25 protein-coding genes are annotated in these 24,659 nt (G+C 34.2%); 7 read left to right on the top strand and 18 right to left on the bottom strand.

Annotated features, from left to right (window positions below):
• Window positions 1-190: 190 nt before the first annotated feature.
• Together DRF65_RS07935 and DRF65_RS07930 are read left to right on the top strand one after the other, a co-directional pair.
• Window positions 191-1,102: an ABC transporter ATP-binding protein gene (locus DRF65_RS07935; RefSeq protein ID WP_115970221.1), complete on the top strand. Its 912-nt coding sequence runs from the start codon at window positions 191-193 to the stop codon at window positions 1,100-1,102.
• A 4-nt stretch (window positions 1,103-1,106) separates the two neighbouring features.
• On the top strand, window positions 1,107-2,417 hold the full coding sequence (locus DRF65_RS07930) for an ABC transporter permease (RefSeq protein WP_115970220.1): 1,311 nt from the start codon (window positions 1,107-1,109) through the stop codon (window positions 2,415-2,417).
• 355 nt (window positions 2,418-2,772) lie between these two features.
• Here DRF65_RS07930 and DRF65_RS07925 read toward each other — a convergent pair whose 3' ends face one another.
• The 8 genes from DRF65_RS07925 to DRF65_RS07890 all read right to left on the bottom strand — a co-directional run bounded on the left by DRF65_RS07925 (window position 2,773) and on the right by DRF65_RS07890 (window position 10,504).
• Window positions 2,773-3,444 carry a porin family protein gene (locus DRF65_RS07925; RefSeq protein ID WP_115970219.1) on the bottom strand — a complete coding sequence of 224 codons (672 nt, stop codon included), beginning with the start codon at window positions 3,442-3,444 and terminating at the stop codon, window positions 2,773-2,775.
• A gap of 16 nt (window positions 3,445-3,460) precedes the next feature.
• The gene (sucD, locus tag DRF65_RS07920) at window positions 3,461-4,333 is read right to left on the bottom strand and encodes a succinate--CoA ligase subunit alpha (RefSeq protein ID WP_002977143.1); all 873 of its coding nucleotides are present in this window, start codon (window positions 4,331-4,333) and stop codon (window positions 3,461-3,463) included.
• Between the two features lie 90 nt (window positions 4,334-4,423).
• Complete coding sequence (locus DRF65_RS07915) at window positions 4,424-5,326, bottom strand: UDP-3-O-(3-hydroxymyristoyl)glucosamine N-acyltransferase (RefSeq protein WP_115970218.1); 903 nt, start codon at window positions 5,324-5,326, stop codon at window positions 4,424-4,426.
• A gap of 70 nt (window positions 5,327-5,396) precedes the next feature.
• Window positions 5,397-5,960 (bottom strand): elongation factor P, encoded by a 564-nt coding sequence (gene efp / locus DRF65_RS07910; protein WP_115970217.1) that lies wholly within the window; start codon window positions 5,958-5,960, stop codon window positions 5,397-5,399.
• A 29-nt stretch (window positions 5,961-5,989) separates the two neighbouring features.
• The gene (gene lpxA / locus DRF65_RS07905) at window positions 5,990-6,784 is read right to left on the bottom strand and encodes an acyl-ACP--UDP-N-acetylglucosamine O-acyltransferase (protein ID WP_115970216.1); all 795 of its coding nucleotides are present in this window, start codon (window positions 6,782-6,784) and stop codon (window positions 5,990-5,992) included.
• Window positions 6,785-8,182 (bottom strand): bifunctional UDP-3-O-[3-hydroxymyristoyl] N-acetylglucosamine deacetylase/3-hydroxyacyl-ACP dehydratase, encoded by a 1,398-nt coding sequence (locus DRF65_RS07900; protein WP_115970215.1) that lies wholly within the window; start codon window positions 8,180-8,182, stop codon window positions 6,785-6,787.
• Complete coding sequence (gene lpxD / locus DRF65_RS07895; RefSeq protein WP_115970214.1) at window positions 8,175-9,206, bottom strand: UDP-3-O-(3-hydroxymyristoyl)glucosamine N-acyltransferase; 1,032 nt, start codon at window positions 9,204-9,206, stop codon at window positions 8,175-8,177. The genes DRF65_RS07900 and lpxD overlap by 8 nt, the downstream gene beginning before the upstream one ends.
• A 71-nt stretch (window positions 9,207-9,277) precedes the next feature.
• Window positions 9,278-10,504 (bottom strand): HD domain-containing protein, encoded by a 1,227-nt coding sequence (locus tag DRF65_RS07890; RefSeq protein ID WP_115970213.1) that lies wholly within the window; start codon window positions 10,502-10,504, stop codon window positions 9,278-9,280.
• Window positions 10,505-10,800: 296 nt separating this feature from the next.
• On the opposite strand from DRF65_RS07890, the gene DRF65_RS07885 reads away from it, so the two are divergent.
• The 5 genes from DRF65_RS07885 to DRF65_RS07860 all read left to right on the top strand — a co-directional run bounded on the left by DRF65_RS07885 (window position 10,801) and on the right by DRF65_RS07860 (window position 15,930).
• The gene (locus DRF65_RS07885; RefSeq protein WP_115970212.1) at window positions 10,801-12,441 is read left to right on the top strand and encodes a S41 family peptidase; all 1,641 of its coding nucleotides are present in this window, start codon (window positions 10,801-10,803) and stop codon (window positions 12,439-12,441) included.
• A 131-nt stretch (window positions 12,442-12,572) separates the two neighbouring features.
• A complete protein-coding gene (gene porX, locus DRF65_RS07880; protein WP_115970211.1) occupies window positions 12,573-14,117 on the top strand; it encodes a T9SS response regulator signal transducer PorX in 1,545 nt (514 codons plus the stop codon).
• A 234-nt stretch (window positions 14,118-14,351) separates the two neighbouring features.
• The gene (locus DRF65_RS07870; protein WP_115970209.1) at window positions 14,352-14,732 is read left to right on the top strand and encodes an MliC family protein; all 381 of its coding nucleotides are present in this window, start codon (window positions 14,352-14,354) and stop codon (window positions 14,730-14,732) included.
• A 143-nt stretch (window positions 14,733-14,875) separates the two neighbouring features.
• Complete coding sequence (locus DRF65_RS07865; protein WP_115970208.1) at window positions 14,876-15,166, top strand: YciI family protein; 291 nt, start codon at window positions 14,876-14,878, stop codon at window positions 15,164-15,166.
• On the top strand, window positions 15,166-15,930 hold the full coding sequence (locus tag DRF65_RS07860) for an exodeoxyribonuclease III (protein WP_115970207.1): 765 nt from the start codon (window positions 15,166-15,168) through the stop codon (window positions 15,928-15,930). The genes DRF65_RS07865 and DRF65_RS07860 overlap by 1 nt, the downstream gene beginning before the upstream one ends.
• Before the next feature lie 70 nt (window positions 15,931-16,000).
• Here the strand turns inward: DRF65_RS07860 and DRF65_RS07855 are convergent, their stop codons facing one another.
• From DRF65_RS07855 to DRF65_RS07810, 10 genes are all read right to left on the bottom strand, one after another.
• On the bottom strand, window positions 16,001-16,372 hold the full coding sequence (locus tag DRF65_RS07855; protein WP_115970206.1) for a septal ring lytic transglycosylase RlpA family protein: 372 nt from the start codon (window positions 16,370-16,372) through the stop codon (window positions 16,001-16,003).
• Between the two features lie 1,058 nt (window positions 16,373-17,430).
• Window positions 17,431-18,183 carry a hypothetical protein gene (locus DRF65_RS07850; protein ID WP_115970205.1) on the bottom strand — a complete coding sequence of 251 codons (753 nt, stop codon included), beginning with the start codon at window positions 18,181-18,183 and terminating at the stop codon, window positions 17,431-17,433.
• Between the two features lie 19 nt (window positions 18,184-18,202).
• Complete coding sequence (locus DRF65_RS28260; RefSeq protein WP_123947292.1) at window positions 18,203-18,532, bottom strand: hypothetical protein; 330 nt, start codon at window positions 18,530-18,532, stop codon at window positions 18,203-18,205.
• Window positions 18,481-18,876: a hypothetical protein gene (locus DRF65_RS07840; protein ID WP_115970203.1), complete on the bottom strand. Its 396-nt coding sequence runs from the start codon at window positions 18,874-18,876 to the stop codon at window positions 18,481-18,483. Before DRF65_RS07840 ends, DRF65_RS28260 begins: the two co-directional genes overlap by 52 nt.
• Before the next feature lie 387 nt (window positions 18,877-19,263).
• Window positions 19,264-20,565, bottom strand: a complete 1,302-nt coding sequence (rimO, locus tag DRF65_RS07835; RefSeq protein WP_115970202.1) for a 30S ribosomal protein S12 methylthiotransferase RimO — start codon at window positions 20,563-20,565, stop codon at window positions 19,264-19,266.
• Window positions 20,566-20,661: 96 nt separating this feature from the next.
• Window positions 20,662-21,207, bottom strand: coding sequence for a dTDP-4-dehydrorhamnose 3,5-epimerase (rfbC, locus tag DRF65_RS07830; protein ID WP_115970201.1), 546 nt, complete (start codon window positions 21,205-21,207; stop codon window positions 20,662-20,664).
• 2 nt (window positions 21,208-21,209) lie between these two features.
• Window positions 21,210-22,184, bottom strand: a complete 975-nt coding sequence (locus tag DRF65_RS07825; protein WP_228438573.1) for an MraY family glycosyltransferase — start codon at window positions 22,182-22,184, stop codon at window positions 21,210-21,212.
• Window positions 22,185-22,195: 11 nt separating this feature from the next.
• Entirely contained in the window at window positions 22,196-23,035 is an 840-nt protein-coding gene (locus DRF65_RS07820) for an NAD-dependent epimerase/dehydratase family protein (protein ID WP_115970200.1), read from the bottom strand.
• Window positions 23,025-23,870, bottom strand: a complete 846-nt coding sequence (locus DRF65_RS07815; protein WP_115970199.1) for a polysaccharide deacetylase family protein — start codon at window positions 23,868-23,870, stop codon at window positions 23,025-23,027. Before DRF65_RS07815 ends, DRF65_RS07820 begins: the two co-directional genes overlap by 11 nt.
• Window positions 23,867-24,649 (bottom strand): methionyl-tRNA formyltransferase, encoded by a 783-nt coding sequence (locus tag DRF65_RS07810; RefSeq protein WP_115970198.1) that lies wholly within the window; start codon window positions 24,647-24,649, stop codon window positions 23,867-23,869. The genes DRF65_RS07815 and DRF65_RS07810 overlap by 4 nt, the downstream gene beginning before the upstream one ends.
• Window positions 24,650-24,659 lie beyond the last annotated feature (10 nt).

Below are 24,659 nucleotides of genomic sequence, written 5' to 3'. Positions count from 1 at the left end.
GGATAAGGCTTAATCTAAAAGGAAAGAGTCCAGTACAGTACCGAACTCTTTCATATAATAATATTATTTAATTTTGTCTAAACTTTTGGGTGCAGTCTATAATCATCAGGATTTTTTCTTTTATAACAATCTCTTTTAATATTTCCGTAACTTTAAAGACTTTTTTATACTAATTGTAAAAAACAACTTAATGCTAAGAGCTGAACATATTAAAAAGACCTATAATGCCGGAAAAAAGGTCGCACTGGATGATTTCAGCATCCATGTTCCCAAAGGCAGTATTTATGGACTTTTAGGTCCCAATGGCGCCGGAAAAACTTCATTCATCCGTATCATTAACCAAATTACCCAAGCCGACTCCGGAGAGATCTTAATCAACGGAGAAAAACTGAACCCAAGTCACATCAAAGATATTGGTTATATGCCTGAAGAAAGAGGGCTTTACAAAAACATGAGCGTGGGCGATCAGATCCTCTATTTCGGAGAACTGAAAGGGATGAGTAAAAATGATGCCCTGAATGAAGCTAAAAAATGGTTTGAAAAGCTGAACATCGATCAATGGTGGAAGAAAAAGCTTTCTGAACTGTCTAAAGGAATGGCACAAAAGATTCAGTTTGTGGTAACGGTACTTCACAGGCCCCATCTTTTAATCCTTGATGAGCCTTTCTCAGGCTTCGATCCTGTAAATGCCAACTTAATCAAAGACCAGATCATTGATCTTAAAAATAATGGAACCACTATCATTCTTTCTACTCACAGAATGGAAAGTGTGGAGGAAATGTGTGACTATGTAGCATTAATTAATAATTCCAAGAAGATTATTGACGGAAGAGTTTTTGACGTAAGAGAAAAATTCAAGAAAAATATTTTCGGAATTACGCTTTCTGAAGTCAACAATGAACAATTGGAAAGCTTTAGAAATAAATATGAGATCTTCAATTTTTCTAATGAAAACAGCCTGGTTTCTTTTGATCTGAAAAACGAAAGTGAGCAAAACAATATCCTTCTTGATCTTGTGCATGTAGGAAAAGTAAGATCTTTTGACGAGAGAATACCTAGTATGAATGAAGTGTTTATTAATGCTGTAAGTAACCATTCTTAATTTTATGAATAATATTTTTTTAATTACAAAAAGAGAGTTTCTTACGCAGGTTAAGAAAAAATCCTTTATCATATTGACCTTATTGGCACCTGTTATGATCATTGCTTTTGGAGCAGTAATCGGATTGATGTTTAAAGCCAATGAATCCCACAGTGTTATTGAAGTTGTTGACAAAAGCGGTTTATTCATCAATCAGCTGAAGTCTAATGATAAACTGAACTATGTATTCGTTTCTGCTGCGGATGAAAAGTCTAAGATCAATAACTTAAAGGGAAATGAATCTCTGGATGGAATCCTTATTTTACCTGAATTAAAAGAGCAGAACTATGAAGAGCTTGAAACAGGCACAAGACTGGTTATCAACAGTAAAATGGGTTTTGATACGAAGCAGAAAATTGTTTCCGATATTGCTAATGTAGTTAAAAAGGAAAAAATCAAGCAACTTGGAATTCAGGAAACCCAACTTAATGACCTTGATAAAAGTTTCAGCTTAAAGACCATTAATGTTGCTGATAATAACAAGGAAGATTCTGACCTTACCTTTGGTGTTAAATCAGGCCTTAGTATGGTTTTGATGTACGTCACCTTCATGTTCATCATTATCTATGGAGTAAGAGTAATGCGAAGTGTTCTGGAAGAAAAGAACAACCGTGTTGTGGAGATCATCATTTCTTCTGTAAAGCCCTTTGAGCTGATGATGGGAAAAATCCTTGGGGTAACAATGGTTGCTCTTACTCAGTTTCTGATCTGGATCACCATGTCTGTTATCGGAGCCTTGGTTTTAAATACGGGGTTTTCACCTCTTCAACAGGCTGTTCCTGGTGGAAGTGAACAAATTACAAGTAAGCTCGATATGACACAGCTTGCCACTCAGATTTCCCACAGCCTACTGGAACTGAATTTTCCTTTGATTATTTTTGTATTCATTGTTTTCTTCCTTTTAGGATATATTTTCTACAGCTCAATTTATGCAGCTATTGGTTCTGCGGTGGATAATGAAACAGAAACCCAGCAGTTCACTTTATTTGCGATCTTACCCCTAACTTTAGGAATGTACGGCAGCTTCTCATTGATGAACAATCCTGACGGTCCGTTAGGCTTCTGGTTATCTATCATCCCTTTTACTTCACCGGTTGCCATGATTGCAAGGATACCTTTCGGAGTTCCCGCATGGCAGATTGCTTTATCTATTGTATTGCTATTGGTCACAACTGTATTTATGATATTCCTTGCAGGAAAGATTTATCGTGTAGGAATTTTAATGTATGGTAATAAGGCTACCCTGAAGGAGCTTTGGAAATGGATTAAAGGTTAATCTTCACACAGGAAGCTGATACAAATAAAAACTTAAAAGAGCAAATTTGCAAGTATGCGAATTTGCTCTTTTTATTTTTAAGCATCAAAAGAATTTTGTTGGCAAAAGGGTTTCGCCCAAATTCAGCTTGGGTGACAAGCTATTATATCTGTATTGGGAAGTTTAGATTTGATGCAAAGTTCCAGGATTCTGATGTATTATTTTAGGAGGCAAAGGCGGAATCAATGAAATTGATTCTTTCTAAGTGAGCAGCCAAACTATTATATTATACTTGATTTATTTTCTGCATTTAATTCAAAAAAAATCCCGGAAAAGTATTTCCGGGATTTCTTATTTATATTCTGAATAAAATGTTTTATTTGAATATATAGCTTAAGGTAAGAGCTATCACCTGTTCAGATTTTTTCTTATCAGATCCGCCTCTTTCTTTGACAAGATTTGGATAAGTATCTGAAAGACCTAAGTCATATTTTAAAGCTATTTCAAGTTGTCTTTTATAGCTATATCCTACTCCCAGTCCTATTCCCCAGTTAAAGCTATTAGCTTTACCATTTACACCCGCAGGTTGTGAAGGGTCAGTAACATCTGGATCATAATAAGGTCTTTTTGCAGGGACATCTTTAACATTTTGGCTCAGCAAAAAGTTAAATCTAGGCCCTAATAATCCAAAGAATTCAGATTCTGCTTCTGAAAAATACCCTTTGAAATAAAGTGGCACACTCAGATAGTTATTGGCATATAATGCGTTATAACCATCAATATTCTTAGCATCACTGTCTTTACCGGTTTCTCCCGCCCCATAGTATAAAACTTCAGGCTGGATATAAAACTGGTTTGTCTTTCCTACAGGAATTAAAGCCAAAGCTCCACCCTGGAAAGTATATCTTGGCCCGGAGGGATTGTGGGCATTAGATACTCTGGAATAGTTTAAACCTGCCGTAACCCCAAATCTTGTATTTTTCCACTGCACTTGTGCAAAGGATAAAGCTGAGAGGGTTAAAGCTGAGGCCAATAAAAGTTTTTTCATATTATTTGGTTTTGTATTATCCTAGAATTTTAGCTACAGTAGCACCGATATCAGCAGGAGAATCAACAACATTGATACCGTTCTCTCTCATGATTTCCATCTTAGCCTGAGCTGTATCTTCTGCACCACCTACGATAGCACCAGCGTGTCCCATTGTTCTTCCTTTTGGAGCTGTCTGTCCAGCGATAAATCCTACAACCGGCTTAGTAGATCCACTAGCTTTGTACCATCTAGCAGCTTCTGCTTCAAGTCCACCACCGATTTCACCGATCATTACAACAGCTTCAGTTTCAGGATCATTGATAAATAATTCAAGAGCTTCTCTTGTAGTAGTTCCGATAATTGGGTCACCACCGATACCAATCGCCGTAGAAATACCGTAACCTGCTCTTACTACCTGATCAGCAGCTTCGTAAGTAAGGGTACCTGATTTTGAAACGATACCTACTTTACCTTTTTTGAAAACGAAACCTGGCATAATACCAATTTTAGCTTCTTCAGAAGTAATGATTCCAGGGCAGTTTGGTCCGATTAATCTGCAGTCTCTGTCAGCAATATAAGATTTTACTTTTACCATATCAGCTACAGGAATACCTTCAGTAATACATACAATTACTTTAATTCCTGCTTCAGCAGCTTCCATGATAGCGTCTGCTGCAAATGCCGGTGGTACGAAAATGATACTTACGTTTGCTCCTGCTTTTTCAACAGCATCAGCTACTGTGTTGAATACCGGTTTTCCTAAGTGCTCGCTTCCTCCTTTTCCTGGAGTAACACCACCTACTACATTTGTTCCGTATTCAATCATCTGACCAGCGTGGAAAGTTCCTTCGTTCCCTGTAAATCCTTGTACAATTACTTTAGAATCTTTGTTTACTAAAATTGACATTTTATTGTTGTTTTAATTTATTTATTATTTTATTAATGCTCACAAATTTACTCAAATTTCTTTGATTTTGGATAAAACCTTTGGAATTGTTTATTTGAGATTTCTCAGTTTTACTTCTTTTTTCAGATATGTTTTGAAATCTTCAGCAAACATTCCGATGTAGGTTCCTTTTTCAAGGTCTCTGTTCACTCCGGTTTTCCCTAAAAGTACAGATCCGCTCTCAATTTTATTTCCGGAAGCAATACCCACCTGTCCCCATAAAGTCACTTCATCTCCTATTACACAACATCCGGCAATTCCAACCTGAGAAGCGATCAGACATTTTTTTCCAATCACAGTGTCATGTCCTATCTGAATCTGATTATCCAACACTGAACCTTCACCAATAATCGTAGAATCTGTAACCCCTCTGTCAATAGTACAGCCATTACCTATTTCCACGTTATTTTCGATCACCACGTTTCCTACAGAAATTAAACGGTCAAAATTTCCATTTAGTTTTCTGTAATAGAAAGCATCACCTCCCAATACGGTATTGGACTGGATGATCACGTTATCACCAATTACGGATCTGTCGCCGATCACAACATTCGGAAAAATTAAGGTATTTTTTCCAATTTTCACATTGTTTCCAATGACTGCTGAAGAGTGAATTTTTGTTCCTTCTCCAATTTCCACATCATGAATTTCTTCTGTGAAATTATAGATTCTTGTAAAATGAGTATTGATCTTATTAAAGTCCCTGAACGGGTCATCAGAAACCAGAAGAGCCTTTCCTTCGGGACATTCTACTTCTTTATCAATCAAGATAATAGTTGCAGCAGAATTTAGTGCCTTATCATAGTATTTGGGATGATTAACGAATACAATTTCTCCCGGTTTTACCATGTGAATTTCATTGGCCCCCAGAACTTCGAAGTCTTCAGGGCCAATAAATTTTGAGCCAATTAAATCTGCAATCGTTTTAAGCTTTTGCGGAGAATGGAATCTCATAATAATAGATTTTCTTATAAAACAAAATTCGGACTGCTAATGCAAACCGAATTTATGTAAATTTTATTTATTATTTCACTCTTTCCAAGTAGCTACCGTCTTCAGTGCTTACTTTAATTTTGTCTCCCGGTTCAATAAACAAAGGAACCATTACTCTTGCTCCTGTCTCAACGATTGCGTTTTTAAGAGCATTGGTTGCAGTATTTCCTTTTACACCCGGATCAGCTTCAATAACATCTAAGTATACAGATTGAGGAAGTTCAGCAGAAAGTGGTGTTTCATCAGCTTCTTTCAAAATGATTGTTACTTCTTCACCTGCTTTCATCAAGTTTGAGTTTTCAATCATTTCTTTATTTAAATATAGCTGAGAAAAATCATCGTTATTCATGAAGTGGAATCCGTTCTCATCATCATAAAGATACTGGAACTTTCTTGTGATTACTTTTACCTCTTCAATTTTGTGGCCTGCAGAGAATGTATTATCCAATACTTTTCCATTTGTCACAGATTTTAATTTTGTTCTTACGAAAGCAGGTCCTTTTCCTGGTTTTACATGAAGAAACTCAATCACTTTAAAAATATCATTGCTAAATTCGATGCAAAGACCTTTTCTAATATCGTTACTTGTTGCCATTAATATATTTTATCTTTTTTACTTAATTTTTAATTGCTGTCTTTTCCTGTTCCGTATCCTTTTACAATACCTCTTGGAGAGTTTTGGATAAACTGAAGAATTTCATCTCTTTCAGCAGTGGGAAGCATTTCTTTTTCGATATATGCCAACGCTTGGGAAACGTTCATTTTCATTTGGAAAATAGCTCTGTAAATCTTTTGAATTTCAAAGATCTTCTCATTGGAAAAACCTCTTCTTCTAAGACCTACTGAGTTGATACCAGCATAGGAAATAGGATCTCTTGCTACTTTTACATAAGGCGGAACATCTTTTCTAATCAAAGATCCTCCTGAAATCATCGTATGTTTTCCGATTTTACCAAACTGTTGAACTGCAGATAATCCTCCCATTACGGTAAAGTCTCCGATTTCAACATGCCCTGCAATACCACAACCATTGGCAATAATTACATTATCTCCTATAATGCAGTCATGGGCAACGTGGGAAGTCGCCATAATAAGGCAGTTGCTTCCTACTTTGGTATACCCTAAAGCTTTTGTTCCTCTGTTTATTGTTACACATTCTCTTAAAGTAGTATTATCTCCAATAATGGTTCGTGTATCTTCACCGTCGAACTTTAAGTCCTGAGGAATTGCAGAAATTACAGTGCCTGGAAAAATTTTACAATCCTTCCCTATTCTTGCTCCATCCATGATGGTAACATTTGGACCAATCCATGATCCTTCTCCGATTTCTACGTCCCCTGCAATTGTAGTAAATGGTTCTACAATTACATTTTTGCTGATTTTCGCACGTTTATCTACGGCTGCTAACTGATGAATCATTTAATCAACTTTATTTTTTGCAACTTGAGCCATAAGCTCTGCTTCTACTGCCACTGTGTCTCCTACATATCCGTACCCCTGCATGTGTACAATACCTCTTCTGATAGGCTCTATTAATTCAATTTTGAATATAAGCGTATCTCCCGGAATTACTTTTCTCTTGAATTTTACTTTATCAATCTTGATAAAATAAGTAGAATAGTTTTCAGGATCAGGAACACTTGCCAAGACCAGAATACCTCCAGTTTGAGCCAAAGCTTCTACCTGAAGAACTCCAGGCATTACAGGTTCTTTAGGAAAATGACCAACGAAGAAAGGTTCATTCATTGTTACATTTTTCAATCCTACTACATGAGAGTCTGAAAGTTCTAGAACTTTATCAATTAATAAGAACGGAGGTCTGTGAGGCATAAGCTTCATGATTCCGTTGATATCGAATACCGGTTCTTTTGTTAAATCAAAATCCGGAACGTTTTTCTTTTTCTGCAATTTCCACTGACGATTTAGTTTTTTTGCAAACTGAGTGTTTACAAAATGTCCTGGTTTGTTAGCAATAACCTTACCTTTAATTTTCACACCTGCTAAAGCTAAATCACCAATTACATCCAGTAATTTGTGTCTTGCAGCTTCGTTAGGATAGTTTAAGTTAAGATTATCGAGAATACCGTTTGGTCTGATGGATACATTATCCTTACCAAAGGCTTTTTTTAATTTTTCTGTAGTCTCCGGAGTTAAATCCTTGTCTACGTAAACGATCGCATTAGAGATGTCCCCTCCTTTGATCAATCCGTGATCTAAAAGCATTTCCAATTCGTGTAAGAAACTGAAAGTTCTTGCTGAAGAGATTTCGTCTTTAAATTCGGAAATATTTTTAAGGGTAGCATTTTGAGTTCCCAATACTTTAGTCCCAAAGTCTACCATTGTAGTTACTTCGTAAGTATCTGAAGGAATAATGGTAATTTCTGAACCTGTAGCCGGATCGCTGTAGGTAAGAACTTCTTTTACAACCAGATATTCTCTGGCAATATTCTGATCTACAACCCCTACACTTTCGATAGCTTCCACAAAATATTTTGAAGACCCATCCAAGATAGGAGGCTCAGATGCATCCATTTCCAACACTGCATTGTCTATATCACAACCCACTAAAGCAGCCAAAAGGTGCTCACAGGTAGTAATTTTTACGCCAAGCTTTTCTAATGTTGTACCTCTCTCTGTTGCTACTACATAATTAACATCAGCTTCAACCTGAGGATGACCCTCTAAATCGGTTCTTACAAATACAAATCCCGTATTTTCTTTTGCGGGTTTGATGGTAAGTTTTACTTCTTTACCAGTATGAAGGCCTATTCCAGAAAGTGTTACCTCTTCCTGAAGCGTTTTTTGCATATCACTCATTAGTATTATCTTTTGAGTTATTCTCAAGATTATTTATTCTGTTGACAATTTCAGGGAAATTTCTGAAATGAACATAGCTTCTTAAATAGTCATTATAGCTGATCGCTGGTGAACCATATAAAGTTTCTCTATCATTAACACTGGAGTTCACGCCACTCTGAGCCTGAATTTTCACCTGGTTTCCGATTTTGATATGTCCGACAATTCCTACCTGACCTCCAATTTGATTCCAGTCTCCGATGATCGTAGAACCTGCAATTCCGGCTTGTGCTGCAATTACATTATTCTGTCCTATTTTCACGTTATGGGCAATCTGAATCAGATTATCAATTTTCGTACCTTTTCCAATGATGGTAGAGCCTATTGTTGCTCTGTCTATACTACAGTTTGAACCAATTTCAACGTCATCTTCAATAATAACGTTTCCAAGCTGTGGGATCTTTTTGAATCCTTCAGCAGTGGGCTGAAACCCAAAACCATCTCCTCCTACTACTGTATTGGAATGAATAACACAGTTGTCCCCAATAATACAGTAATCGTAAATTCTGGCACCACTGTCTATTTTACAGTTTTTACCAATTTTTACTCCTTTACCAATATATACATGCGGATAAATCTGTGAACCATCACCGATCCTGGCTTTTTCAGAAACATATGTAAATGCTCCTATATAAACCTGATCACCTATCACAGCCGAATCATGGATGGATGAGCCATCTTCAATGCCTTCTTTTCTTCCTCTCATCTCCTGATATAAATTCATCAGAACCTGAAAAGATAAATAGGCATCTTTTACTACAATTAAGGTAGAGTTATAAGTATTTTTATTCAGAAGTTTTTCTGAAACGATGATTACAGAGCATTTTGAGGTATCTAAAAAATGAGAAAATCTATCCTGTGCTATAAAAGAAAGATGTCCTATTTCTCCATTTTCAATTGGAGAAACCCCTGTAATAAGTGCATTCTCATCACCTATTATTTTTCCGTCTATAAAACTTGCAATTTGCGAAGCTGTGAATTCCATATTCTGCAAAGATAAGAAATTCTATAATTTGCAAACATTTTTTGATTTCAGATATTCAATTTTAATATTATTTAAGAATCCAAATGAGAGATATCTCTTGGAAACATAAGAATATAACGTGTGGTTTTATTTACCATCAACCCTGATAAAAGCTGATCTTCCGACTCATGAAGCTTCATTCTTTTACCATTTTTCTGCAATAAATAAATTGGTTGCCTTTCTGTATCATAAGGTAAAAGTTTCCTTTTTATCTCATGAACCAATTCTTTTCCATTATCAATACCAAAAAATTCATTGGTAATTTTTATTTTTTCTTCAATAATATTCTTATCAAAAGGATGTGTTGAAATAATCGTCTTCGGAAGGTTTCTCTGAATAACGCTCTTACACCAATAGGACAGAACAAAATCTTCAGAATTCTGCCATTCTTTCATAGCCTGAATCACGTCATTATCGTCCAGCCTGGTAAATCTTTCTATATCTTCATCTGTCGCTGTACTCTTTCCACGGTATAAAAAATATTTCAGATTCTCTGTTGCCGGAAGTTCAGTCCCTTGAGAGATCAGATATTTTGCTCTTTCAAGGATCTTTACCAACAGAAATTCAGCCAAGGCAGATGTTTTATGATAATATACCTGCCAGTACATGAACATTCTGGCTGTTAAAAAATTTTCAATGGAATAGATTCCTTTTGCATCAACCACCAATTCCCCTTCTTCACATACATTCATCATGGAAATAATTCTCTGGGTATTAATATTTCCTTCTGACACCCCTGTAAAAAAGCTGTCTCTTTTCAGGTAATCCAATCTGTCTACATCAAGTTGAGATGAAATCAATTGGTTAAAAAATTTTCTGTGATATTGCCCCTGAAACATTTCAATAGCCATGGATAGCTCACCGTTAAACTCTTCGTTCAGCTTATTCATCAATAATAAAGAAAGCTTTTCATGGTGCCAGTCATCCATCAGCATACTTTCCAAGGCATGGGAAAACGGCCCATGACCAATATCATGCATTAGAATCGCCAGCATCGCTCCTTTTTCTTCTTCTTCCGAAATTTTAACTCCTTTCTGCTTTAATGTTTCCAAAGCTGTAAACATCAGGTGCATTGCTCCTAGCGCATGATGAAATCTTGTGTGAGTAGCTCCCGGAAAAATCAGATTCAAAAGGCCTGTCTGCCCGATCCTTCTTAATCTCTGAAAATAGGGATGTTCAATAATATCAAATAAAATTTCGTGAGGAATCTTGATAAATCCATGAACAGGATCGTTGATAATTTTAAGCTTATTCTGCATTGGAAGTCTATATGAGTAAACAAAGTTAGGGATTTTTAATTTGAAGGTTCATTAAATTAGTATTAAGGAGACTGGAAGCAGGAAGAGGGAGGCAGGAAGTCATTGAAAAACAATAAGCAATGAATGTCAAATTCATTTTGAGAATAATTAATATGTATTTACTTTTTGTAATAACGCACCTCTATTAACTTCTCTTTTCCAGCTTCTAGCTTCCTTATCTTTTTCCAATTATTCATCAAAAAACCTTTGCTACTGTCCCATTAATCACTTATCTTTGAGAAAACTCAACATCCTTGATGAGAAAAGCTTTTCTTTTCATTTTATTCTTTTTAAGCCTACATTTTTCCGCACAGATTGTATCTGAAAATCAAAAACTGGAATCCCTCTGCAGAGTTTGGGGATTTTTAAAGTATTATCACCCTCAGGTAGCAAAAGGTAATTTGAATTGGGACCAGCAGCTTTTCAAAAAAATGAATGAATTTGAAAGGATCAATGACAAAGCAGCATTGAACAATTTATATTCCCGTTGGATTGAAAGTCTAGGAAAGGTGAATGAGTGCACAGAATGTCTGCAGGAAACCGATAAAACCTATTTTCTGAAAAACTTTGATCTGAGCTGGATAGACAATTCAGATCTATTTACAGAAAGTACTTCCCAAAAGCTTCATTATATTGAAGATAACCGGAACATTGGCAACAATCATTATATAGGAAAAGGAGGACGAAAAATATATTTCAGAAATGAAAATTCTTATGGATCAAAGTTTTCATCCCAACAAACCAGTTTATTGGAACTGTTCAGGTACTGGAACTATGTGGAATATTTCTTTCCTTATAAATATAAAACCGACCAGCAATGGAATGAGGTTCTGACAGAAATGATTCCAAAATTTATTTCTGTCACCAATGATACGGACTATCAACTCACTTTGGCTGAATTGGTAGCCAAAACAGATGATTCACATGCTTTTCTTTTTTCAACTCTGATAAGTCTCCATCAATACGGAAACAGAAAGCTTCCCATAGAATATTCTTATGCAGAAGGAAAATTGGTTATTACAAAGATCAATGATAACCGTTTTCATGAAAAAACACTATTCGAAATAGGGGATGTCATTTATGATGTGAATGGAAAAACAATTCCTCAAATGGTAAACAGTCTTGGAAAATATATTCCTGCTTCCAATTCATGGGGAAAAGTGAATAAGGTGAAAAGCAAACTTCTTTTCAGTAATAATGATTCTCTTTCTGTTAAACTTGAAAGAAACGGCCAAAATATGGAGGTGATTGCCAAAACTTACTTTACTAAGGATATCATCATCAAAAAAGTTTCGTCTCCCCAAAAATGGAAATTTCTGGATGAGGAAAAGAAAGTCGGTTATGTTAACATGGGAATCCTTGCTAAAGATGAAGTGAATGAAATGTACACGAATCTAAAATCTGCAGAGTCTATCATTTTTGACCTCAGAAATTATCCTAAGCTTACCATCATCCCTCTAAGTGAATTATTACTTCCCCAATCAACCACTTATTATCAGTTTAACTTCCCAGAAACCGGTTATCCTGGAAAATTTTATAGCAGAAAGAACAATATTGGCAGAAAGAATCCCGATTATTATAAAGGAAACGTAATCGTTTTGGTGGACGAAAATACACAAAGTCAGGCAGAGACTACCACTATGATGTTTAAGCAGCATCCAAAGACCAAAGTGATAGGAAGCAATACTTCAGGGGCTAACGGCGATATCATCAGGTTTAAAATTGCAGACTTGGATACTTGCTTTACCGGTCTTGGCGCGTATTACCCTGATGGCAGAGAGACCCAAAGAATCGGAATCATTCCGGATATTATTATAAAGCCAAGTGTAGAAGGGCTCAAAAGCGGAAAAGATGAAGTTTTGGAAAGAGCTCTGTTATATATAAAAAATAAGAATTGAAGCATACAAAACAGGAAATACTGCAGAGTATTTTCATTTAACTAATATTTAACTTTTAAACTCTCGATTTTGTGAGATTTTAAAAGGATTTGGTCAACATTTTGATACAATAACCATGTAAAAAATAAATTATGTCAGAAAAGATATTATGGATAGATGATGAAATAGATTTACTTAAACCTCATATCGTATTTTTAGAAAAGAAAGGTTATCAGGTAACCCCTGTTAATAACGTGAATGAGGCTTTGGAACTTATGGATTCAGAGAAATTTGCCTTAACACTCATTGATGAGAATATGCCTGGCATCTCCGGGTTGGAAGCCATTCCTATGATCAAGGAAAAAGATAATTCCTTAAAAATAGTAATGGTCACCAAAAGTGAAGAGGAGCACATCATGGAAGAAGCTATTGGTTCCCAGATTGCAGATTATATTTTAAAACCTGTAAACCCTAATCAGATACTACTTTCGTTAAAAAAGAATCTTCAGGAGGATAATCTTGTAGAACAAAAAACCATTTTACAATATCAACAGGAATTCAGAAACCTTTCTATGGAACTTTCTTATTTAAGAACGTATCAGGAATGGGCGGAATATTATAAGAAAATTCTAAGCTGGGAAATTAAATTCGATAAAGTGGCAGATAATGAATTTGCCGACCTTTTGCAGTCCCAGAAAGAAGAGGCTAATATTCAGTTTGCCAAGTTTATTGAAAAAAATTATGCAGACTGGCTTATAGACTCTGATAAACCGCTGATGAGCCACACGCTTTTCAAGGAAAAGGTAAAACCTGAAGTTGAAAAAGAAAAGGTTCTTTTATTAATGGTTGACAACCTTCGTTATGACCAATGGAAAGTTATCGAACCATTATTTACAAAATATTACAATAAAATTTCGGAAGATTATTATTACAGTATTCTTCCAACCGCTACACAATATGCGAGAAATTCTTTCTTTGCAGGTTTAATGCCTTCTGAGATTGAAAAACGTTTCCCTGATAAATGGTTTAATGATAATGAAGAAGGAAACAAAAATGAATTTGAGCGTGACTTTCTGGAAGATCAGATGAAGAGAATCGGTCTTGGATCTAAATCTATGAAATACCTGAAAGTATTGAACGCAGATTTTGAAAAAAAGATCTATGATGATTTCAATCAGCATAAAAATAATGATCTCCTTGTAATTGTCTACAACTTCATTGATATTCTTTCACATGCAAAGACAGACAACCATATTGTAGACCAGCTTATCCGTGATGATAAAACATTCCGTTCTCTTACCTTCAACTGGTTTGAAAACTCTTCATTGCTGAAGATTATCAAAACTGCTGCTGAAAACGGATATAAATTAGTGATTACAACAGACCATGGAACAGTATACGTTAAAAAACCAAGCAAAGTAGTGGGTGACAGAGAAACCTCTACCAATATCCGGTACAAAACAGGTAAAAGCTTAACCTATGATGACAGTGATGTTTGGGCAATTACCAATCCTGAAAAACTTTTCCTTCCAAAAGGAAACTTAAGTTCGAAATATATTTTTGCCAAAAACAATATATTCCTTGCTTATCCTAAGAACTACAATCATTTTGTAAATTACTATAAAGAAACCTATCAACACGGTGGAATTTCACTGGAAGAATGTATCATTCCTATCAGCGTTTTAGAACCTAAGTAGTTTATTTAATTTTGGGTTTAAGCGGGAAAAATCAGTTGATTTTTTCCCGCTTCTTTTTGGAACACCTCCAGAATACCCCAGATATAAACTTAATTATTTCCTACTATAGAAACAATCCAATTTATATTTTAAACTCTATTACTTTAAATATTGGTAAAACAAAATCCAGGTTACATCAAGCTATTGCTTTACTGGATTAGTAGTTCGTACATTTACCATACATAAAAATATCAAATGAAAAAAAACATTTTTGGAATGGCAGTATTGACTGCATTGACATTAACATCCTGCAAACAGGAAAAAGCGACTCCGGAGGCAAGCTCCGAAACACAAAGCGCAGAATCTGTTAATAATGATTCAATAATTGCGGCAGCACCCGCAAGTGATATAGTAAAAAGTACTTTAAAAGATAATTCAGGAAAAACACTGGAAGTAACTTTTGACAATACCAAAGACATCGCTACTTTAATTTTTAACGGTGAAAGCCTGGAATTAAAAGGACAAAGACCAGCTTCTGGAATCTGGTATAAAAATGACCATTATGAACTTCGGGGAAAAGGAGATGATGTTCAGCTTTCCAAAGATGGCAAAGTAGTTTTTGCAAACATTAAATAAGATTAATTTTAATTTTCTTAATATTAATTCGGCTTTACAACATGTAAAGCCGTTTTTTATTCTAAAATAGAAATTCATCCATAATATTTTTTCACTTCTTTTTTATACTCTGCAAGAGTTCCTATCTTCGTAAAAAAATAAACATGTTTATTATTTCGCTAACGTATAAGATGGCTATTGAAAATGTAGAGCATCATATCCCGGAACACAATTCCTTCCTTCAAAAACATTATAACTTGGGAGTATTTATTGCGTCCGGAAGAAAAGAGCCAAGAACCGGAGGGATTATTATCTGTAACGCTCCATCTAGAAATAAAGTGGAACAAATCATCAGAGAAGACCCTTTTTACATCCATCAGATAGCGGATTATGACATCACCGAATTTATCCCATCTAAATACAACGAAAACTTTAAAATATTTATAGAAGACTAATGAGATTAATTACATACAATGTCAACGGAATCAGGGCCGCATTTACCAAAGATTTTCTGGGTTGGTTAAAAACTGCTGATCCGGATGTAATCTGCATCCAGGAAAGCAAAGCAGGAAACGATCAGATAGACATCGAAAGCCTTGAAAAATTAGGATACCACAGTTATTGGCATTCAGCAGTAAAAAAAGGCTATAGTGGAGTTGGAATTGCATCAAAAGTAAAACCTAATCATGTAGAGTACGGTTGTGGTATTGAAAGCTATGATAATGAAGGAAGAATTATCCGTGCTGATTTTGATGGATTCTCTGCTATTTCAGTCTACGTACCTTCTGCATCAAATATTGAAAGACTTGATTTCAAGATGCAGTTTTGTCATGATTTCCTTGAATACATCAGGAATCTAAAGAAAGAAATTCCCAACCTGGTTATTTCCGGTGATTTTAATATCTGTCATGAGGCTATTGATATTCACAATCCTGTTGGCTTAAAAAATGTTTCAGGATTTCTTCCTATGGAAAGAGAATGGATGACCAATTTCATCAATGAATGTGAACTGATTGACAGCTTCAGATTTTTCAACAATGAACCGGACAATTACACATGGTGGAGCTACAGACAAAATTCAAGGGAAAGAAACAAAGGATGGAGATTGGATTATAACTTCACCTCTTATAGTTTAAAGGATAAACTTACCCGAGCTGTTATTTTGAAAGAAGCAGTACATTCGGATCATTGTCCTGCCCTATTGGAATTGGATGTATAGTATTCCTTTATATCTATCAACACAAAAGCCAGCTGAAATCAGCTGGCTTTTTTTAATTTAAATCATAAAATTAATCGACAATTTCATATTCGACCGGAATTGTACCATGATTGATATCTCCGATCTCATCGAACGCTGCTTTAGACATGTCTAAAGATCTTGATGAATGGAAAGGCCCTCTGTCATTTATCCTCACTATTACCTCTTTCCCATTCTTAAGGTTAGTAACCTTAACGTTTGTTCCAAATGGAAGCGTTCTGTTTGCTGCAGTAAACTTTGAATTATCAAAGATTTCTCCGCTAGCAGTTTTTCTACCGTTAAATTTATCGTGGTAGTACGATGCATAACTTGTTTTTTTCGCATCTAAGGCATTACCTGTAAACGAGTAAACACCTAAGGTTGAAATCATCATTATGATTACGAGAATGAATCTTTTCATCATGTTGAACTTTTATTGGTTTTGACAGGGCAAAAGTATCAGGAATCCTATTAACTCCCTACTCCAATTGTTAAAAACTGTTAACGAAATTAAAAATATATGTTAACAACCTCTGTAACTTACTATGGATAGGGATTTTAAAAGCACCTGTTAAAAAGTGTTAAAAAAACAAGCGAAATGTTAATTTAATTAACTAATTTATGCATAATTTAGAATACACTGAATTTTAAAATACTGCAAGTCAATCAGTTGTAAAACAGTAAAATATTGATTATGAATCTAAATTCATTTTTAAAAAGCAGAAAACGTTAAGACATAATATAGGGTAAATCGCTATTAGAATAGGCTCAGGGCAATAAAACCGCATTATAAAACTTTTTTTTAACAACAATATTAACTGCAACATTCAGAATTGATGAAATCCTGCCACGTTTTTGATGCACCGTTTGTGTAAAAGATCATATTCGCTTATCAAATATTCTTCAAAAATAAGTTTTAAGAATCAGATTAAAAAGCTTATTACTAGAAAAGTAAGCGAGCCAAGTTGAATATATGTTATAATATGCATCCATTTCATATGACAACTTACCTTAAAAAGCATCAATTTATATTTCAACACTTCTTAGTAATTTACTTTTTAATTCGTTTTAAAGCAACAGTTATCAAATCTTCTCTATTACGAATTTTACTTCTTAAAAACGTAAATGATTTAAATATCCTATATATTATATCTAAGTAATCAATTCACAGCATACTAGATACAAAGAAATTCAATCCAATTTGCTTACTCGTTTAATTTTACCAGATCCGCTTTAAAGATACATTCTTCCCATTCTTATCAATTAATATTAATTATCATTAGAAATCATAAATAGCTTGAAGGTAAATCTTATAACAGGATAAAAATAAGGGTAAAACAAAATAGCTATTCGTTTTAATTTTTTAATAAAATGCTTTTATGGTCTTCCACTATAAATCGGGTAATATTTGGCCGGGATGAAATAAAAAAAGCCGATGAAAATTAAATCATCGGCTTCTATAAATTTATAATTAATCAAAAATTAATTGTTTGTTTTTGTATACTCTACAGTATAGTTATATGTTCCTGCAGGATAAACTACAGACATACTTGGTGAACCAGTTACAAAAGAACCATCAGCGGCATATGAATATACACTGTTTGAGTATACATTATTTGTTCCGGACTGATAAATTGTTATTCTATAAAGGCTTCCCGGACTTGCGATTGCAGCCTGATTTGAATATGCTGTAGGAGCTGTAGAAGTTCCACTTGTAGTGAAAGTTCCTCTCTTTGCATATACCTGATTTCCGTTGACTGCTGTATTTGTAGTTGTTTCAGCAGTAGCAATATTCACTTTTGGGTTTGCTCCCAATGGTAACCATTTACCTGTTGCAACTGCAGCACTACCTGTAGTACTACCTGCAGCTATAGGATTGGAAAAATAATAAAAACCTGGCGCAACAGTAGATACTGTACTTGGGTTATTAGCTCCTGTTAGAGTATTTCCAGTTCCTGTATTATAAACAATCATACCGTCAAAACCAGTAGGGAAATTAATACCGTCAACGTTATCTGTTTTAAAAACCCAAGTAGTAAGGTTTGTTCTTGGATATACTAAACCTTTTCCTAATGTATTAGATGAGTTAGCACTTATATCAAAATTTGAACTTGCATCCATAAATGCGTTCTCATCCGTAATGGTAGCAACAGTCTGTTGGTTAGTTGCTATTTGAGCATGAGATAAATTAGAAGAAAGGAAACAAAATATGCTGAATAAAACTATTTTTTTCATTGTATTGGATTTTAAAGTATTAATTATAGGATATTGTAACCCATCTTGTACCATCAGAAACATACTGTTTTCCTCTAAACTGTAGAACAGTATTAGTACCAGCAACAGCAACACCGTTTGCAGCTACTACTGTAACAGTAGAACTGGCTGTATTCTGATTAGAGACTACTACTACTCTACCAGCATTGGTAGGATCAGCAGCAGGCAAAGTAATTGTAAGTCCAGCTGCAGCATTTGTTACAATAAAGTAATCATTCCCGGTAACCGTGTAAGCAGCATTAACTGTAGTAGCAGACCCTACAATACCTTCATACCTTTGAGTAACTGACCTCCTCCTACAGGTTTCCAAACGTTATTACCGTTTGTACCATCATAGTAATAAAACCCAGTAGCTGTAACGTTAACTGTTTTACCAGTTCCATTACCACCTAATGCATTAACAAATACAAGTGCGCCATTTTGAGCACTGGCCACAGTAGATGTACCATTGGCATATGCATTAGTTTTAGCTTCTAAATCAGCTCTTGACAAACGAGGGACTAATAAGGCATCAGGTCTAGTAGCATCAGCGTTAGCTACTACATCTAGAGTTGCGGCAGGTGTGGACGTGTTAATCCCCACTCTACCTTGCTGAGCCTTGGAAAGGGCCGTAAAGGCAACGAGCATAGTTGCTGTTAATAAAAATTTTTTCATAAGTTTTTAAAGATTTTAATTACATTATTTTTCATCAAAAATTTCCCTAAAGGAAAATGTATCTCAACTTGCGATTATTATCTTAAGGCTAAGATAAATAAAAAAAACATATTTTTTAAGTTTTAGCCCAATTTTAATAAATAACTTATTGATAGCATATGATTTAAAAAACATTGCTTATGCCGCATAATTTAAGATTAAATTTTTTAATTTGCGTACTTTATAGTAGAAAATTAAAAAATCTTAACACCAGAACAACCAAAATACTGAAAATCAAATAATTAAAAAACTCAACATAAAAGTATTTATATTAAATTGTATTAATATTTCATTTTTTCATATTTCAGGAACTAGATTTTTCTCTCTGATTAATAGCGTTTTATATTTTTATATTAGTTCACCATACAAGTCAAATTCTTCTGCTGAAGTAATCTTCACATCTGCAAACTCCCCAATAGAAATATAGGTATCTTCTGCTGAAACCAGAACCGTATTATCTACGTCCGGGGAATCATATTCTGTTCTTCCGATAAAGTAGTTTCCTTCTTTACGGTCGAAGATACATCTGAACACTTTTCCTACTTTTTCCTGGTTTTTTTCCCAAGAGATCTGAGACTGCAATTCCATAATCTCTTCTACTCTGGCTTCTTTTATTTCTTGGGGAATATCATCCTCCAATACATAAGCTCCTGTATTTTCCTCATGAGAATAGGTAAAACATCCTAATCTGTCAAATTTCTGTTCTTTCACCCAATCTTTAAGCTCCTGGAATCTTTCTTCAGTTTCTCCCGGGTATCCAACAATAAGGGTTGTTCTGATAGCCATATCGGGAACTTTTTCTCTGAATTTACCTAAAAGAGCATCCGTTTTCTCGTGGGTAGTTCCTCTTTTCATTGATTTCAACAGGTCAGAATTGATATGCTGAAGAGGAATATCTATATAGTTGCAAACTTTGGGTTCTTCACGGATAATATCCAAAACATCTTCCGGGAAACCGCTTGGGAAAGCATAATGAAGACGAATCCATTCTACACCTTCTACTTTCACCAATTCTTTTAATAAATCTCCTAATGCACGTTTTTTATAAATATCCAGACCGTAATAAGTAAGATCCTGAGCGATAAGAATTAATTCTTTAGTTCCTTTTTTGGCCAATTTCTGAGCTTCAGAAACCAACTTCTCAATAGGAGTGGAAACGTGGCCTCCTCTCATCAAAGGGATTGCACAGAAAGAGCATGGTCTGTCACAACCTTCAGAAATTTTAAGGTATGCGTAATGTTTGGGAGTTGTGGTTAATCTTTCCCCTACTAATTCATGCTTGTAATCTGCTCCCAAATGCTTTAACAATACCGGAAGATCTCTTGTACCAAAATACTGATCTACATCCGGAATTTCTCTCACCAAGTCCGGCTTATATCTTTCGGAAAGGCAACCTGTAACGAAGACTTTTTCAACCTCACCTCTGTTTTTGGCTTCTACATAATCCAGAATGGTATTGATGGATTCTTCTTTAGCATTATCAATAAATCCGCAGGTATTAATAACAACAATATCTCCACGGTCTTCATGAACCACTTCTTTGCCGTTGGCTTTCAGCTGACTCATTAATACTTCGGAATCATATACATTTTTGGAACACCCAAGTGTAACTACATTGATTTTCTTCTTCCCTACAGATTTTGTACGCATCTTTTTGATTTTGAGTCTGCAAAGATACAAAATATTAAAGAGTAAAGATTACAAAAATAAAAACCACTTTAAAAAAGTGGTTCTCAATAATATACTTTAAAAGTTTTTTTCTTTAAATCCAGGTGCGTTCTGGTCCTTTTCCGAAAGAACAGCGTCTTTATCTTCAATTTTCCAATCGATCCCAAGATCAGGATCATTAAATTTTACGCTTCCCTCTGATTCTTTATTATAAAAATTATCACATTTGTATGAAAATACAGCATGCGTGCTCAAAACAGAAAACCCGTGCCCAAAACCTCTGGGTACATACAACTGTAATTTATTTTCAGCAGTAAGTTCAATTCCAAACCATTTTCCAAAAGTTGGAGAATCTTCTCTAAGGTCCACAGCAACATCCCACACACTTCCTTCGAGACATGAGACTAATTTTGCCTGTGCATGCTCTCCTTTCTGAAGATGCAGTCCTCTCAATACACCATAGGAAGACTTGGAAATATTATCCTGAACAAAATGCCCGTTCATTCCCGTAAGTTCTTCAAATTTTTTTTCGTTGAACTTTTCAAAAAAATAGCCTCTTTCGTCTTCGAAAACGGTAGGTTCTATAATATAACAATCTTTAAGTGGGGTTTCTTTGATTTTCATGTTTATAGGTTATATTTTTTTTTCAGACTCCATTTTAATCCCAAATATACTCCACCTGTCGGAATAAATATAATTAAAACAACAGCCCAAATTGGAAGTTGTGAATGAATTAAAAATATATTAATGATTAATTGACATAATGCATACACAAAGCTTACTATTAAATGGGAAACTTTCTTCTCATTGGCAAAGAGCTGATATAAGTGTCTTCTATGGGCTTCAAAAATATTCTCTTTCAATAACAAACGTTCAATAATAGTGAGTACCACTTCCATCCCATAAATAGACAGTAACAAAATAAATTTATATTCTCCTGTTCTCATGATTAAAAGAGTAATAAGGCCTATCACCCAAAAACCAATCCCCATGCTGCCTACATCTCCAGCAAAACATTTCGCTTTTTTTCTGAAATTAAAAAATAGAAATACAATACAGGCCAATATTGGATAATATATAAAATTATGATCTGTAAATTGAACAACTTCTCTATTGATATAGGCTAATGAACTTAAAGTAACCAAGCTGTAAAGGCCAGTCATCCCATTAATCCCATCCATAAAGTTATAAGCATTTAAAGTACCGATGATTATCACAAATAATACAGGCCAGCTCCAAACGGGCATTAAAGTAAAAGCTCCGGTAAAATAAAGCAGCAATATGACTGAAATCAAGTGAACAGAAAGTCTGATCTTGTTGGATAAAGTTCGGACATCATCTATAAAACTAATCGTACAAATTGCCAGTAAACCTAATCCAAAAGACCAATAGTTTTGTATAGCTTCATCAAGATTAAATAAGCAGAAAATAATAAATGCAATAGGAAAAATAATTCCTCCACCTCTTAAAGTGATCTGTGTGTGTGCACTTCGATGGTTGGGTTTATCAATGATATTGTATTTATCTGCTATTTTGAAATAAAAGATTTCTGCAATAAAAAGTAGTAAAAAAACAATAAAGAAAATTATCATACTATCCATCAAACAAAATATTAATTATTGGTATATCTAACCGAAAAGAAAAGTTTATGCAGCATTTCCTTAATATTATCACCTTTTTTAGTGGGTAATAACCCTAGCAGACTAAGTATCGGTTTAATCAATACTCTATTGATAACAATTTTAGGTTTATTTATATTAAAAAAGGCTAATAAGTCTTGCTGACCATAATCATTAGCATCTTTTACAATCATAATAGAGCTTTCTGTTTCGGATATTGATTCTTTTACTTTAAAAACTACCTGATTCAAATGGCATAACGAATACCATCTATCCTGCTTTGTAAAAAATGGTATTTTAAAGACAGGTAAAAAAACTCTTTTCCCTAAGTCTTTCAAATTATTCTCAGTAAATACGGGTGCCAATCTAAGAATGTGTAAATTTCGAATACCTTGATTCTGCAAAAATTTTTCACAGATTAATTTACTTTCACCATATTGAGTTACCGGAATAGGTTCATCTTTGACTGATATATATTCTTTATTATTTTTATAACTATAGACTGACACTGAGCTCAGATAAATCACTTTACTCTCACTTATATCTAAATAATTAAATATATTTTTAGTCATAAGAATATTAGCATCTTCTATAGACATATCATTTACGTTATTCTTTCCATGAGCAATTGCTGCTGCATGAATAATAACATCAAATTTTTTGTTTCTGAAAAAATCTTTACAAGCTTCAGTATCCAATAAATTCAGTGATATAAATTCTATTTTTTTGGGCGAAGATGATAATGCAGTAATTTCAAAATCTGTTTTTAACTCTTCAAAAATTCGAGAGCCAATAAAACCACTAGCACCTGTGAGTAGAAGTTTAGCCTTCATTCTTGATAATTTGGTTAAAGGTAACAAACTCGTAATTATTTTCTTTTAATAATTTAATAAGTTTATGCATTTTTTCTTCTACCGACTTTCTTCCTCTACTGAATCGTACTTTCGTTTTGAAATCAGTATTTTCCGGAACTTCTATATTATAATTTTTTGAAAACTCAAATGGATGAATGTAAAAGAAATAATGCTTATTGGTTTTAAAATACTTCTTCAAAAGGGCCTTTGTAAGCATCCATGGAAAAATTCTGAGATATCCGCCACCTGATACTGGAAGGTTTTTCCCCATAATTTCAACAGTAGAAGCTTCAAACTCATAAAAGTTTCCCTGTTTATAAATATTTGGATTAGAAGATTTGAAGCCTTCAAGATCTATTCTTCCATAAAGGTCATGGGCGTCAAATTTAATTTTACTTGAGTCGAAACCAAAGCCTAATTCTCTTAAAATATCTAAACGATCTCTATCCAGGCTAAAACAAGGTGCTCTATATCCTTTCACATCCATATTGGTAAATTCTTTAAAAGCTTCAATACCGGCGATTGTATCTTGTTTGAATTCTTCAAGGTTGAGTTGGAGAGGTCTAACATGAGCATAAGAATGAAGACATATTTCATGTCCTCTTTCTTCTATTATCTTTATTTTATCTTTTAATATTTCAACTAATTCCCCTACAATAAAAAAGGTTGTTTTGATATTATATTGATCTAAAAGATCTAAATAAATATCCAACCCGTCTAAAGTGGATTGGCTTTGATTGCATTCATCCTTATTAAAATAATCAAGATGATACCAATCTTCAACATCCATACTTAAAACTGCATATTTTTTCATATTAATCTACCTCCGTTTTTTGTAAATTCTTGGAATTGTTCTACTGTTGGCCACGTAAAGTAACTACCGTTTTCAACCAAGTTTTCTTTTATATTAAGATTTGAATTTTGAATTCCCTGAATTGTTTCACACATTAGGTTACCACCAATTTCTTTGCTTTTAAGAATTAATGAGAACATTGTTTCATCGTTCGCTATATCTATTTTTTTCTGGTTCAAAATTTTTCCGTTATCAATTTTTGAATCCATATAGTGTACGGTAGCACCTGTATATTTTTCTTTTTTGTAGAGAGTCCAGAAACTAGGCATTACTCCGGCATAGTGTGGAAGTAAGGAACAATGTAGATTTATACAACCGTGTTTGGGTATTTCCAATAAAGCTTTTTTGAATACAACAGGGGCAGAATAAGACACAATAAGATCGGGTTCCAAAGATTTAATTTGCTCTAAAAATTTAGGATCATTAGGATTCTTTATTTGTTCAAAACTTATATTATATCTATTGGATACTGCCTTTAAACTTTTGGGTACTATGTCAAGTTTATACTGTGTTAATGAATCCAGAATATTAAGGGCTTTTGCAGAAGCTACTTTAATTCCCATTTTTACAGTCTGAAAAATTCCAAATCCTTTAATAAAATATGATTTTTTATTAACTAAACTATAATCGGAATCAATATCAACTACTTTAAGTATTTCAACTCCTTTAAGACGTGTTATTTTTTCTATATTTTTAGGTACAACAAATGCATCTTCCTGAGTGATAATAATTATTTTCATCTAAATTTCG

The organism is Chryseobacterium pennae (genome assembly GCF_003385515.1).
GTDB lineage: Bacteria > Bacteroidota > Bacteroidia > Flavobacteriales > Weeksellaceae > Chryseobacterium > Chryseobacterium pennae.
The sequence above is the reverse complement of the archived record's forward strand: the minus strand, read 5'-3'. Positions and strand labels throughout refer to the sequence as shown.